Annotated in this window: 10 protein-coding genes; 8 read left to right on the top strand and 2 right to left on the bottom strand. The window is 40.0% G+C overall.

Translation table 11 applies throughout. The features are described from left to right. Positions 1-9: 9 nt before the first annotated feature. Positions 10-2,061, top strand: a complete 2,052-nt coding sequence (locus BKG94_RS00460) for an ABC transporter permease (protein ID WP_077433158.1) — start codon at positions 10-12, stop codon at positions 2,059-2,061. Between the two features lie 63 nt (positions 2,062-2,124). Next, entirely contained in the window at positions 2,125-3,171 is a 1,047-nt protein-coding gene (gene fbpC, locus BKG94_RS00455) for a ferric ABC transporter ATP-binding protein (RefSeq protein WP_077433156.1), read from the top strand. 54 nt (positions 3,172-3,225) lie between these two features. On the opposite strand, the gene nrdD is transcribed toward fbpC, so the two are convergent. Both nrdD and grpE read right to left on the bottom strand, forming a co-directional pair. After that, positions 3,226-5,349 (bottom strand): anaerobic ribonucleoside-triphosphate reductase, encoded by a 2,124-nt coding sequence (gene nrdD / locus BKG94_RS00450; protein ID WP_077433154.1) that lies wholly within the window; start codon positions 5,347-5,349, stop codon positions 3,226-3,228. A gap of 277 nt (positions 5,350-5,626) precedes the next feature. Beyond that, on the bottom strand, positions 5,627-6,211 hold the full coding sequence (gene grpE, locus BKG94_RS00445; protein WP_077433152.1) for a nucleotide exchange factor GrpE: 585 nt from the start codon (positions 6,209-6,211) through the stop codon (positions 5,627-5,629). Between the two features lie 118 nt (positions 6,212-6,329). On the opposite strand from grpE, the gene BKG94_RS00440 reads away from it, so the two are divergent. The 6 genes from BKG94_RS00440 (at position 6,330) to BKG94_RS00415 (ending at position 14,733) form a co-directional block, all read left to right on the top strand. Next, positions 6,330-7,220 (top strand): NAD(+) kinase, encoded by an 891-nt coding sequence (locus BKG94_RS00440; RefSeq protein ID WP_077433150.1) that lies wholly within the window; start codon positions 6,330-6,332, stop codon positions 7,218-7,220. A gap of 78 nt (positions 7,221-7,298) precedes the next feature. Then, positions 7,299-8,975 (top strand): DNA repair protein RecN, encoded by a 1,677-nt coding sequence (gene recN, locus BKG94_RS00435; RefSeq protein ID WP_077433148.1) that lies wholly within the window; start codon positions 7,299-7,301, stop codon positions 8,973-8,975. Positions 8,976-9,057: 82 nt separating this feature from the next. Next, positions 9,058-9,507 carry a DUF441 domain-containing protein gene (locus BKG94_RS00430; protein WP_077433146.1) on the top strand — a complete coding sequence of 150 codons (450 nt, stop codon included), beginning with the start codon at positions 9,058-9,060 and terminating at the stop codon, positions 9,505-9,507. 3 nt (positions 9,508-9,510) lie between these two features. Further along, positions 9,511-9,885: a DUF423 domain-containing protein gene (locus BKG94_RS00425; RefSeq protein ID WP_077433144.1), complete on the top strand. Its 375-nt coding sequence runs from the start codon at positions 9,511-9,513 to the stop codon at positions 9,883-9,885. Beyond that, positions 9,882-13,787 (top strand): ATP-dependent RNA helicase HrpA, encoded by a 3,906-nt coding sequence (gene hrpA / locus BKG94_RS00420; protein ID WP_077433142.1) that lies wholly within the window; start codon positions 9,882-9,884, stop codon positions 13,785-13,787. The genes BKG94_RS00425 and hrpA overlap by 4 nt, the downstream gene beginning before the upstream one ends. A gap of 172 nt (positions 13,788-13,959) precedes the next feature. Next, complete coding sequence (locus BKG94_RS00415; protein ID WP_077433277.1) at positions 13,960-14,733, top strand: glycosyltransferase family 2 protein; 774 nt, start codon at positions 13,960-13,962, stop codon at positions 14,731-14,733. Positions 14,734-14,886 lie beyond the last annotated feature (153 nt).

Here is a 14,886-nt window from a genome sequence, read left to right as displayed (position 1 = left end):
GAGGTTTTAATGAGAAAGCAGGCGTTTTTAAGTAGAAATTGGTTTTGGATTGCCATTGCATTAGTGGGATTTATTTGTTTACCTTATACCGCACTTTATTATGGACTTTGGGAATCCACATCAGATGAATTGTTGGAGGCTATGGGGTGGGCTGCACCCAATTTAAGTTGGCTATGGTTTGGCAGCTTGTTACTTATGCCTATTGTGTCGTATTGCTTTAAACAAAAGAAACATCAACAAGGTTTGTTTGAATTTCTGCTGGTTTGCACGATTTTTGCTTTTATTTTTGTGTCGGCAACCATCGCTAAAATTAGCCTTGGCTATTCGATTTTTGTGTTAGTTGTGGTGTTGATTGCAATGGCAACAAATGCCTTGGCTAAGATGAAGGTGATGCAAGGTGATAAATTTATTATTGCTTCGCTTATCAGTATTGTACTGATGATTTTCTTCTTTATTGTCTATCCAACGCTCGCCATTTTTATTTCTATGTTTTATGACGGTACTGAGTTTGTACCGACTCAATTCTTAACCATTATTAAACAACCTTATATTGTCCGTATTATTCTCAATTCTTTAAGCGTAGCGGCAACGATTGGTGTGTTGGCGACTTTATTTGGTTTAATTTTTGCCCTTTATACGACGCGTATTGCTAAGCGTACCGCTTTTATCGGTAAAATTTTCTCCATTTTACCTATTGTTACCCCGCCGTTTGTAGTGGGACTGGGCGTGACATTAATGCTTGGGCGTTCAGGTTATGTTACCCAGTTTTTAGTGGAGTATCTTGGTTTTAATAATAACTGGTTATACGGTTTTACAGGGATTGTCATCGCTCATACACTTGCACTGACACCGATGTCTTTTATGATTTTAGAGGGCGCACTCAAATCTGTTCACCCTTCCATTGAAGAAGCCTCATACACCTTGCGTGCAAACCGTTATCAAACTTTCTTCAATATCATTTTTCCGTTATTAAAACCGGCATTAGGGAATTCATTCCTTGTGGTCGCCATTCAATCTTTAGCGGATTTTAGTACGCCGTTGGTGCTTGGTGGCAGTTTTGATGTGATTTCTTCACAAATCTACTTCTTTATTGCAGGATCACAACTTGATTATGCCTCTGCCAGTACATTAGGTAGTTTATTGCTGATTTTCTCGCTATCAATTTTCGTGATTCAGTATTTATGGATTGGTAATCGATCATACGTGACGGTTTCCGGGAAATCCTATCGCGGTGATGTGCAAGATCTGCCAAATCTAATGAAATACGCCATTATGCTGATTTTAGGTTTTTGGGTGTTATTCAATGTGGTTTTATACGGCAGTATTTTCTACGGTAGTTTTACCGCCAACTGGGGCGTGGATTACACTTTAACATTGAAACATTATCTTGCGCTATTTGGTCAAGGGTTTAGTGACGGGGCGTGGCCATCTCTTATCCAAACCGTACTATTTTCTGCGGCAGCGGCGCCGATTACCGCGCTCTTTGGTTTATTGATTGCCTATATTACTGTACGTCGTGATTTTAAAGGTAAGAAAACGCTGGAATTTCTAACCTTACTCTGCTTTGCCGTACCGGGTACGGTGGCGGGGGTATCCTATATTCTTGCGTTTAATAGTGCACCGATTTATATCACAGGAACGGGGTTAATCATCATTCTTTCCATGGTGATGCGTAATATGCCGGTAGGGATGCGAGCTGCGATTGCAGGGCTAGGACAGTTGGATAAATCCCTTGATGAGGCCTCGCTTTCGCTTAAGGGAAGTTCATTTAAAACCCTTGTGTTTATCGTGTTGCCATTGCTTAAACCGGCACTGTTATCCGCATTAGTTACCAGTTTTGTGCGCTCGATGACAACGGTGAGCGCCATCGTATTCCTCGTTACCGCTGACACTCGTGTTGCGACATCCTATATTCTAAATAGGGTAGAGGACGGTGAATACGGCGTAGCGATTGCCTATGGTTCGATTTTAATCGTCGTGATGATGGCGATTATTCTATTCTTCGACTGGATCGTAGGGGATACCCGCATTAGTCGCTCAAAAGCGAAAAAAATGAATTAAACACCGCCCCAAAATGGATAAAAGTGCGGTATAAAAATGAAAAGTTTTTAAAAGGTAGTAAATATGAACAATGATTTTTTAGTATTGAAAAACATCACCAAAGCATTTGGTAAAGCGGTTGTCATCGATAATTTAGATTTAACCATTAAACGTGGCACGATGGTCACTTTGCTTGGTCCGTCCGGCTGCGGTAAAACCACCGTATTAAGATTGGTGGCTGGCTTAGAAAATCCTACATCCGGTCAAATTTTTATTGACGGTGAAGATGTGACGAAATCGTCTATACAAAATCGTGATATTTGTATTGTGTTTCAGTCTTATGCGTTATTTCCCCATATGTCTATTGGCGATAACGTGGGGTATGGCTTAAAAATGCAAGGTGTGAGCAAAGAAGAACGTACTCAACGGGTTAAAGAAGCTTTAGAATTAGTGGATTTAGCCGGTTTTGAAGATCGCTATGTGGATCAAATTTCCGGCGGGCAACAACAGCGTGTGGCATTAGCCCGAGCTTTAGTATTGAAACCAAAAGTATTGTTATTTGACGAGCCATTGAGTAATTTGGATGCGAACCTCCGTCGTTCCATGCGTGAAAAAATCCGAGAGTTGCAACAGCGATTAGGCATTACATCCTTATATGTTACCCATGATCAAACAGAAGCATTCGCCGTCTCTGATGAAGTTATCGTAATGCATAAAGGTAAAATTATGCAGAAAGCACCGGCGAAAGAACTTTATCTTCGTCCAAATTCCCTATTTTTGGCAAATTTTATGGGAGAATCCAGTATTTTCGAAGGGAAATTGCAACAGGATACGGTGGAGATTAACGGTTATCAAATCACCCTCTCTAATGCAGAACAATTTGGTTTGGCAGATGGCGAATGCTTGGTGGGGATTCGTCCTGAAGCTGTTTATTTGAGTGTTGAAGGCACGGATAATCAACGCTGTGAGATTAAAAGTGCGGTCTATATGGGCAACCATTGGGAAGTAGTAGCGATTTGGGCTGGGAAAGAATTACTGGTGAATTGTAAACCGGAAGATTTTAATGCCGAGCTCAAACAAGCCTATGTAAATTTGTCAAAACATGGCATTTTCTTATTGAAGAAAGAATAGTTCATTTTAGTTTATCTAAAAAAGTGCGGTTAATTTTAACCGCACTTTTCCTTTCTAAAGGTGTTTTACACGACGTTTTACTTCTTCTTGTTTCCCCGCATTAAACGGACGGGCATCCGGGCTGCCTAAATAACCGCATACACGACGGGTAACTGACACTTTGCTACTATCGTGATTGCCGCATTTCGGGCAAACAAAACCTTTACTCGTACAGTCAAATTCGCCGGTAAAACCACATTCGTAGCATTCGTCGATAGGTGTATTGGTGCCATAATAAGGGACACGGTCGTAGCTGTAATCCCACACATCTTCCAGCGCTTTTAAGTTGTGTTGAATATTCGGATATTCGCCATAGCAAATAAATCCGCCACTGGCTAAAGGCGGGTAAGGCATTTCAAAATCCAATTTATCGTAAGGATTGACTTTCTTTTCTACATCCAAGTGATAACTGTTGGTGTAGTACCCTTTATCTGTGACACCTTCAATAATGCCAAACTGTTTGGTGTCCAAACGGCAGAAACGATCACATAAATTTTCACTCGGTGTGGAATAGAGGCTAAAGGCATAACCTGTTTCTTTTTGCCATTGTTTCACTGCATGATGCAAATGACGAACAATCTCAATCCCTTTTTCACGCAATTGTTCATCATCAAAAATATGACCTTTTTTATAAAGGGCATTGACGGTTTCATGAATACCAATGTAGCCGAGTGAAATAGAAGCTCGCCCGTTTTTGAAAATTTGAGCCACATTATCATCGGCATTTAAACGTACACCACAAGCACCTTCCATATAAAGAATCGGTGCGACACGGGCTTTGGTATTTTCAAGGCGGGCAATTCTTGTCATTAAGGCTTTTTTGGCGATAGCAAGGCGCTCATCCAAAGTGCGGTAGAATTCCGTTTCATTTTGTGATTCTAAAGCGATACGGGGCAAATTCAGGCTCACCACGCCCAAATTGTTACGCCCATCGTGAATTTCCTTGCCTTGTTCTTCATAAGCCCCTAAGAAACTACGGCAGCCCATTGGTGCTTTGAAAGAGCCTGTTACTTTCACGACTTGATCGTAATTAAGAATATCCGGGTACATCCGTTTAGAGGCACACTCAAGCGCCAACTGTTTAATATCGTAATTCGGATCGCCTTTTGCTTGGTTAAGCCCTTTTTTAATGGTGAACACGAGTTTAGGGAAAACCGGTGTTTTATGGTTTTTACCCAAACCACGAATGCGGTTTTTTAAAATAGATTGTTGAATTAAACGAGCCTGCCAACTTGTGCCTAAACCAAATCCAAAGGTCACAAAAGGGGTTTGCCCATTTGAGGTATGCAAGGTGTTCACTTCATATTCTAGGGACTGAAAGGCATCAAAACATTCTTTTTCAATCAACGCTTTTGCATAGCCTTCTGCATCCGGTATTTGCCATTCTTGCGCATTTTTTAAATGTTTTTCATAGCTGATTTGAACATAGGGCGCCAGCACTTCATCAATGCGATTAATAGTGGTGCCGCCGTAAATATGGCTGGCAACTTGTGCAATGATTTGTGCCGTCACAGCGGTTGCGGTACCAATGGATTTTGGTGGTTCAATTTCAGCATTGCCCATTTTAAACCCTTGGGAGAGCATACCTTTTAAATCCACTAACATACAATTAAACATCGGGAAAAACGGCGCATAGTCTAAATCATGATAATGAATTTCTCCTTTCTCGTGTGCTTCGACCACATCACGTGGCAGGATATGATGTTTGGCGTAATGTTTTGCCACAATACCGGCAAGTAAATCTCGTTGGGTAGGAATGACTTTCGCATCTTTATTCGCATTCTCATTCAACAATTCCACATTACTTTGTTCAATGAGCCCCTCAATTTCTTTAGTGAGTTTGCTGCGTTTTTCACGGGCTAAATCACGATCGTGGCGATATTCAATATAAGCTCGTGCGATTTGAGGATAGCGGCTGGCCATTAATTTATCTTCAACGATTTTTTGAATTTGATTGATGTCGATTCGTTGTTGATGGTGGGTAAAAATCTCGTTTCCCACTTCGTGTCCAATTTGATGACAATAAAATTCATCGTGAATATTGACCGCACTTGCGGCTTTTTTAATCGCCTGGATAATGCGTTGTATCTCAAAATCAGCACGTGAGCCATCACGTTTAATCACACTAAAAGCGTTCATTGTATGCTCCAAAATATAGTATTGTTAAAATGTGATGTATACTATATATAGTTGTAATTATATAATCAACGCACAATATGTGGTGTTTTGTTGGGTTTTATAAATGAAAATCGGAATAGAGTATTGATTTCAAAGGAGAGAATGAGGCGACTATGTATGAGAATTAATCTCAAATAAATGTTATTTTTGTGATCTTGATCAAGATTTTATAGAAAAAGGGGAGAGAAACAAAAAACGGTCGAAAAATCGACCGCACTTTTATTCTAAATTTTTAAAATTATGCGGCAACCATGACCATTGCCGGGCGAATGACACGACCATTTAGCGTATAGCCTTTTTGTAATACCGCCGTAATTTGATTAGATTCAAATCCTTCAGCCGGTTGCATTGAAATGGCTTGGTGTAAATCCGGGTTGAACGTTTCACCTACAACACCAACGGCTTCTACGCCAAAACGACCGACAGTTGAAATGAGTTCTTTTAAAGTAAGTTCTACACCGTCAAATAAAGCCTTTATACTTTCATCTTCCGTATTGGCCGGTGTGGCAAGTGCACGTTCTAAATTATCAATCGTATTTAAAATGTCTTTTGAGAATTTTTCTAAAGCAAATTTATGTGCTTTTTCTACATCTTGTTCAGTACGGCGGCGGATATTATCAATTTCTGCTCGGCTACGAAGTAAAAGATCCTGTTCTTTTTTGGAAGCCTCCTCCACCTGTGTTTTTAGTTGTTCCTCGAGTTCTTGAACTCGTGCAATGGCTTCCTCTAAAGGATCATCAGATTGTACTAGCTCAACTTCTTCCTTTTGAACTTCTTCAATAGGCTCTTTAGTAGTATTAATTTTTTGTTCTTGTTCAGACATTTTGTTCTCCATTAATTCAAAAATTGGCAGTATTTTAGCAAAATTAAAGCGCTATGTAATATAATGGCAAAAATTTTGAATTCAAGGGCGGTTAATATTCCGCTTAAATTGATTAAACATGAACGAACTACATAATTCTTTTAAAATTATTGGCTTAGCAGGAAAACCACGTAATGACGTGAATCTTCAAATGCACAAAAATGTCTATCATTGGTTGACCGAACGTGGTTATCGGGTGTTGGTGGAAAAAGAAGTGGCAGAAAAACTTGAATTGCCTGAACACGCAGCGGCGACATTAGAACAAATTGGACAATCGGCGCAACTTGTGATCGTCATTGGGGGCGACGGTAATATGCTTGGGCGTGCGCGTATCCTTGCAAAATATAATATTCCTCTTATCGGGATTAACCGCGGAAATCTTGGTTTTTTGACAGATATTGATCCTAAAAATGCCTATGCACAATTAGAGGCCTGCTTGGAACGAGGCGAATTTTTTGTGGAAGAACGTTTTCTTTTAGAAGCCCAAATTGAGCGAAATGGTGAAATTGTGGCGAGAGGAAATGCCATCAATGAAGCGGTGATTCATCCGGCAAAAATTGCACACATGATCGATTTCCATGTATATATAAATGATAAATTTGCTTTTTCTCAGCGTTCTGACGGATTAATTGTTTCTACTCCGACCGGTTCGACAGCCTATTCTCTCTCGGCTGGTGGACCTATTTTGACACCCAATTTAAATGCGATTGCTTTGGTGCCAATGTTTCCTCACACCCTCTCATCACGTCCGCTCGTGATTGATGGCGACAGTAAAATTTCTATCCGCTTTGCAGAGCATAATACTTCCCAATTGGAAGTGGGGTGCGATAGCCAGATTGCATTGGATTTTTCGCCGGATGATGTGGTTCATATTGAAAAAAGCGAACATAAATTACGTTTGCTTCATCTAAAAAATTATAATTATTACAATGTATTAAGTACCAAATTAGGTTGGTTAAAAAATTTCTAAATAAAATCTTAAAAAATGCTTTACTGTATATTGATTCAGTATTAATATGACAAACATACAGTAAATAAGGATTTTATTATGCTTACCCAACTTACCATTAATAATTTTGCGATTGTTCGTCAGTTAGATATTGAATTAGCCAAAGGCATGTCTGTGATTACCGGTGAAACCGGTGCCGGTAAATCCATTGCGATTGATGCGTTGGGTTTATGCTTAGGGCAACGTGTCGAAAGTGCGATGGTAAGAGAGGGGCAGGAACGTGCGGAAATTTGTGCGAGCTTTCATCTTGAATCGCATAATCCTGCTTATCATTGGCTGCAAGAACAAGAATTACAAGATTCTGAAAATCCCTCCGAATGTATCTTACGCCGAGTGATCAATGCAGATGGTCGCTCCAAAGCATTTATCAATAGCATGCCTGTTTCTGCGGCTCAACTTAAAGAAATTGGGCAACATTTAATTCATATTAACGGCCAACACGCCTCTCAACTTTTACTCAAAAACGACTACCAACTTCAATTAGTGGACAGCTTTGCCCAACATTCTGATTTGCTCAACCAAATGCGTGACGATTATCGGGCATGGAAAAATTTGCAAACTCAAGTGAAGACATTTCAGCAAAAAATAGCGGAAAATGAATCAAGAAAACAACTGTTGCAATATCAAGTTGAAGAGTTGGATGAGTTTAACCTTCGTCCGAATGAATATCTTGAATTAGAAGAAGAGCAACGCCGTTTATCGAACAGTGAACAGCTTACTCAGCTTTCTCAATCCGCTTTACAAATTTTAAGTGAAAACGAAACGGTGAGTATCGATACCATGCTATATCGTGCTACGCAATATATTGATGAACTTGTCGAACTTGATCCCCGTTATGCCGATGTGCAAAATTTATTGAATGAAGCCTTGATTCAAGTGCAGGAAGCCACAAATGAAGTGCAACATTTGTCATCAAATATTGAACAAGATCCAATGTTATTGCAGGAAATCGAACAGCGTATGGGGCAAGCATTACAGCTGGCAAGAAAACATAATGTAAAACCTGAAGAATTAGTCGAGTGGCATCAAAAATTAAAAGTAGAATTGACCGCACTTTTAGATTTTTCTGAAAGTGAAGAATTACTCATTGCACAAGAAAAAGCGGCGCTCTCCAAAATGCAGGCAACAGCAACGGCATTAACAGCAAGTCGTCAAAAATCAGCTAATGCATTGGCAAAACAAGTGACGGATTCTATTAAACAACTTGCAATGGAAAATGCGGAATTTTATGTAGAAATCAAAACCGATGATGAAAAAATCACCGCTAACGGTGCGGATCAAATTATTTTTACTTTACGCAGTAACTTAGGACAACAACCGCAACCCTTGGCAAAAGTCGCCTCAGGTGGTGAGCTTTCCCGAATTTCATTGGCTGTTCAAGTATTAACTTCAGATCAATCTGCGATTCCTACGCTCATTTTTGATGAAGTAGATGTGGGAATTAGTGGTTCAACCGCAAGTGTTGTAGGGAAATTGTTACGTCAGCTGGGAAATAAATGCCAAGTGCTTTGTGTAACCCATTTACCGCAAGTCGCCTGTTGTGGACATCATCAATTTAATGTCGAAAAATTCACGGTAGAGGGAAAAACGGAAACCAAAATGACCGCACTTTCTCAAGCTGAACGTATTCCGGCGTTGGCTCGTTTATTAGGAGGAAGCCAAGTGACAGAGCTTGCCTTGGCAAATGCGAAAGAAATGTTAGATTCAGTGGTGTAGTAAAAATCGTGGAGAATAAAAGACACAGCTAATTCAGAAATTGCTATAATTCACCGGTTTTTATAATTATTTAGGATGAGGTATGTCATTACAATTCAATATGATCGCCTTATTATTGGTGATCCTGATTATTCTCGGTATTGTAAGTCATAACAGTGCCATCACCATTTCCGCTGCTGTACTGTTGATTATGCAGCAAACTTTTTTATCTGAATATATTCCCTTGGTTGAAAAATATGGTTTAAAAATTGGGATCATCATTTTAACTGCCGGTGTTCTAAGCCCGTTAGTTTCAGGAAAAATCCAATTACCCAACTTGGCGGGTTTACTGAGCTGGAAAATGGCTCTTTCCATTGTTATTGGTGTATTTGTTGCCTGGTTGGCTGGCAAAGGTGTATCGCTAATGGGAGAACAACCGGTGTTAGTAACCGGACTATTAATTGGCACCGTTGCCGGTGTTGCTTTCCTTGGTGGGATTCCGGTTGGACCACTTATTGCCGCTGGTATGTTGGCACTATTACTAGGAAAATGATAAATGAAAAATAAATGGCTATTTATCGCTGCATTAAGCGGTTTTTTCAGTGTGGCTTTGGGAGCATTTGCCGCACATGGTTTGACTCATATTTTGGATGCCAAAGCACTGGAATGGATTGATACCGGTTTGAAATACCAACTATTTCATACTTTAGCGATTTTAGCTGTCGGGCTGTCCGTGTGGCGAAATGATAAATTTGCAAACTTGGCTGCCACGGCATGGACTGTGGGAATGTTGTTGTTCAGCGGTAGTTTATATGCTCTTGCCTTGGGTGTGAGTAAAGGAATTGTCTGGATCACACCGATTGGCGGTACGCTATTTTTAGTTGGTTGGCTCTGCTTGGCTTACGGTAGTATAAAAAGTAAATCAGAATGAAGAAAAGAACGATAAAATCCGAATTTAATCCTTTACAACAATCTCTTTTTTCTCAACTTGATAACCTGATGCTTGTAGAACAGCGTCGGTTATTTTCACGTATTCAGGGTATCGCTAAAATTAAACATCAAGAGGCTCAACAAGCGGTAGCATCGGAAATTGAACAACAAATTCAACAGGCAAAATTGCGTGTTGCGCAGCGTAAAAGTGCGGTCAAAAATCCGATTGTTTTTCCTGAAGATCTCCCGGTTAGCCAACGCAGAACGGAAATTGAAAAACTGCTATCGGCACATCAAGTTATTGTCGTGGCTGGGGAAACGGGATCGGGCAAAACTACACAATTGCCGAAAATGTGCTTGGAGCTGGGATTAGGGCATTTAGGTATGATTGGGCATACCCAGCCCCGCCGCATTGCCGCCCGTTCTGTTGCCACACGCATCGCAGAAGAATTACAAACAGAATTGGGCGATTTGGTGGGGTATAAAGTCCGTTTTAATGACCAAATCAGTGAGAATACCCAAATTAAACTGATGACCGATGGAATTTTGCTGGCGGAAATTCAAACGGATCGTTTTCTTAATCAATATTCCTGTCTAATTATTGATGAAGCCCACGAACGCAGCCTCAATAACGATTTTATTCTCGGTTATCTCAAACAACTTTTGCCACGCCGTCCTGATTTAAAAATTATCATTACTTCCGCCACCATTGATGTGGAACGTTTTTCTAAACATTTCAACCATGCCCCGATCATTGAGGTATCCGGTAGAACCTATCCTGTGGAAGTGCGTTATCGCCCAATTGTTGATGAAGAGGATCAAGATCAGCTACAAGGCATTTTAAATGCAGTGGATGAGCTTCAGGCAGAAGGCAGAGGCGACATTTTAATTTTTATGAATGGTGAGCGGGAAATTCGTGATACGGCAGAAGCGTTACAAAAGCAAAATTTAAAACACACAGAAATTTTACCGCTCTTTGCCCGTCTTTCGACTCAAGAACAAAATAAAATTTTTCATCCTAGCGGATTGAATCGCATCGTCCTTGCAACGAATGTGGCAGAAACTTCTCTCACCGTACCGGGGATTAAATATGTGATTGACCCCGGCACCGCACGGATTTCCCGTTATAGCTACCGAACAAAAGTTCAACGTTTACCGATTGAGCCGATTTCACAGGCTTCCGCTAATCAGCGCAAGGGGCGCTGTGGTCGTGTGAGTGAAGGCATTTGTATTCGTCTTTATTCGGAAGAAGATTTTAATTCTCGCCCGGAATTTACCGATCCGGAAATTCTACGCACGAATCTGGCTTCCGTTATTTTACAAATGTCGGCATTGGGTTTGGATGATATTGAAGCATTTCCCTTTGTTGACGCGCCGGATAGACGGCATATCCAAGACGGCGTGAAATTGTTGGAAGAATTGGGGGCATTTGAAACCATTAAAACAAAGTTTGGCGAAAAACGCCGATTGACCCAAACCGGTCGCCAGCTCGCCCAACTTCCGGTTGATCCCCGTCTGGCAAAAATGTTGTTAAGTGCGGTCAATTTTTCGAGTGTTTATGAAGTGATGGTGATTATTTCTGCACTCTCCATTCAAGATCCTCGTGAACGCCCAATTGAAAAACAGCAAGCGGCAGATGAAAAACATCGCCGCTTTGCCGATAAAAAATCGGATTTTTTGGCATTCTTAAATCTTTGGCACTATATTCAAGAGCAACAAAAAGCACTGAGCAAAAATCAATTTCGACGCCAGTGCCAAAAAGATTTCTTAAATTATTTACGCATCCGAGAGTGGCAGGATATTTATCACCAAATTCGTCTATCGGTGCGTGAAATGGGCTTACCGATTAATTCTGAAAAAGCAGAATATCAGCAAATTCATACCGCACTTTTAAGTGGTTTATTGTCCCACATCGGGCTGAAAGAAGTAGAAAAACAACAGTATCTTGGCGCACGTAATGCCCATTTTGCGATTTTTCCTAACTCTGTCCTTTTCAAAAAACAACCGAAATGGGTGATGGCGGCAGAGTTAGTGGAAACCTCAAAACTTTGGGGTCGCATGGTGGCAGAAATTGAACCTGAATGGATTGAGCCATTGGCAGAGCATTTAGTGAAAAAATCTTATGCCGAGCCTCGCTGGTCAAAGTCAAGAGGGGCTGTGATTGCGGATGAAAAAGTGAGTTTATACGGTGTGCCAATTGTAATGGCAAGGCCGGTAAATTATGGCACTATCGACCCTGTTGTGAGCCGAGAGATTTTTATTCAATCAGCTTTGGTGGAAGGAAATTGGCATACAAAACATCATTTCTTCAAACAAAATCAACGGTTGATTAATGAAATAGAGGAATTGGAACATAAAAGCCGTCGTCGGGACATCTTGGTTGATGAGCGAACCCTTTTTGAATTTTACGATCAACGTATCGGCACAGAGGTGGTATCGCAAAAACATTTTGATACTTGGTGGAAGAAAGTTTCAAAACAGGATGCGGAATTACTGAATTTTGAACGGGCTTTTCTCATAAATGAAGGGGCGGATAAAGTCAGTAAACTGGATTTCCCCAATTTTTGGCATCAGGGGAATCTGAAACTTAAGCTCACTTATCAATTTGAACCGGGAACAGAAGCCGACGGTGTGACAGTACATATTCCGTTGCCATTGCTTAATCAAGTGGAAATGACAGGTTTTGACTGGCAAATTCCGGGGTTACGGGAGGAATTAGTGATCGCTTTGATTAAATCGTTGCCAAAATCATACCGACGTAATTTTGTCCCGGCTCCAAATTATGCTCAGGCTTTTTTAGGTCGTGCTATTCCTTTAGAAAAACCGTTATTGGATACTCTTATCTATGAATTGCGGCGGATGACGGGGGTTACCGTAGAAGCAGAACATTGGAATTGGGCACAGATTCCAAGCCATTTAAAAATGACTTTCCGTGTTATCGATGAAAAAGGAAGGAAAATTGCCGAATGCATGGATTTGGATACGCTCAAATTTGAACTCAAAGAGCGTGTACAAGAAAGCATTGCTGCCGTAGCGGATGATGCCATTGAACAGACAGGTGTGCATATTTGGAATTTTGCTGATTTACCGCAATTTTATGAACAAAAAAAACAAGGTTTCAGCGTGAAGGCGTTTCCTGCTCTGGTGGATGAAAAAGAATCGGTGGGGATCAAACTTTTTGAAACGGAGTTTGAGCAAAAGGTGGCAATGCAGCAAGGGTTACGCCGATTATTACTACTTAATGTCCCTTCACCGATTAAATATCTACACGAAAAATTGCCAAATAAATCCAAACTTGGGCTTTATTTCACGCCTTTTGGACGGGTATTGGATTTAATTGATGATTGCATTGCTTGTGCGGTGGATAAACTCATTATGGATTTTGGTGGTTTTGTCTGGAGCGAAGAGGGCTTTGAAAAATTACGGGATTTTGTGCGTGAAAATTTGAATGATGTGACGGTTGATATTGCACAAAAAGTGGAACAAATTCTCACTTTTAACCATGCATTAAACCAACGTTTAAAAGGCAAAATGGATTTTACTATGGCGTTTGCCCTTTCAGACATTAAATCACAACTGAGTGGTTTGGTGTATCAAGGCTTTGTGCAAAAAAGCGGCTATAATCGTTTGTCGGATTTATTGCGTTATTTACAAGCTATTGATAAACGTATCGACAAACTCACTCAAGATGTAAACCGTGATCGTGCGGCAATGTTACGCGTGGAACAAGTGCAACAAGCCTATCAGCAATTATTGGCAAAATTACCAAAATCCAAACCGATTTCTGATGAAGTGGCAGAAATTCGCTATATGATCGAAGAATTGCGAGTGAGCTTATTTGCCCAGCAGTTGGGTACGAAATATCAAGTATCGGATAAGCGGATTTTGAATTTGATTCAATAGTTTTGATTAACAAATATTTATTTATTCTATGGAGGACATAAAATCATGACAAACAAACAAACAAACAAACAAACAAACAAACAAACAAACAAACAAACAAACAAACAAACAAACAAACAAACAAACAAACAAGACTGTAGCAGTTATTACATCTACCATCGGGCGTGATGAATTGGTTCGTGCGATTGAAAGTGTAAAAGCACAAACTTATCCATGTCGTCATTATATTTTTGTTGATGGTGAACAATTTTCGGAGAAAGTAAAAGGACTTGTTGAGCCTTATCAAGATCTTGTTATTACCTATCTTCCTATGAACACAGGGAAAAATGGTATGGTGAATAGTGGTATTAATGCGATAGCTTCATTTTTGGTTGAAGAAGATATTATTTGTTATTTAGATGATGATAATTGGTACAAACCAAATCATGTTGAAGCTCTTGTTGAAGTGTTAGATAAGGGGGCTGATTTTGCTTATTCATTAAGAGATTTTTACTCCCTAAATGGAGAGGAGTTTATTTGCTCGGATGATTGGGAATCTCTTGGTTATTGGAAACTTAGTAAGCCTGTTGATATAAATATTATTTACTCTGATAAAACATACCCTCTAGTTTTTAATTTTAATAATCAGGAATGTCATATAGATACAAATACTTATGCATTTCCTCGACATTTAGCTATAGAGATATCACGAAGTTGGTATTCGGGAATCCTTAATGACCGACACGTCTATAAAAAATTACAAGAGCTAGGTAAAGTTGGCGTAGGATCTGCTAAATATACTGTGAATTACAGTACTGACTTGACGAAAATGATAAATATACAAGGTAATGAGGAGTTAGAGTCTTTATTAGCAGTGCCGGGAGTGAGAGAGGCCTTGATTAAAAGATTATGTGAAGTAAATATTCAGCATCACGGGAATCGGAAGCCTTGGGCTGAAGAACATTAGTATTATTCATTTGAGAAAAATGCCATGATTGGTGAAGAAACGATCATGGCATTTTATTTTTTGTGAGCCATGTCAAAGTTTCAACAAAAAGTATAAACCTTTTATTTGTTTTATCGTCTTTTGAGCGTATGATTTTTTACCGCAGTATTTGGA

It is taken from the genome of Rodentibacter ratti, from assembly GCF_002000485.1.
In the GTDB taxonomy this organism is placed as follows: Bacteria; Pseudomonadota; Gammaproteobacteria; order Enterobacterales; family Pasteurellaceae; genus Rodentibacter; species Rodentibacter ratti.
The sequence above is the reverse complement of the archived record's forward strand: the minus strand, read 5'-3'. Positions and strand labels throughout refer to the sequence as shown.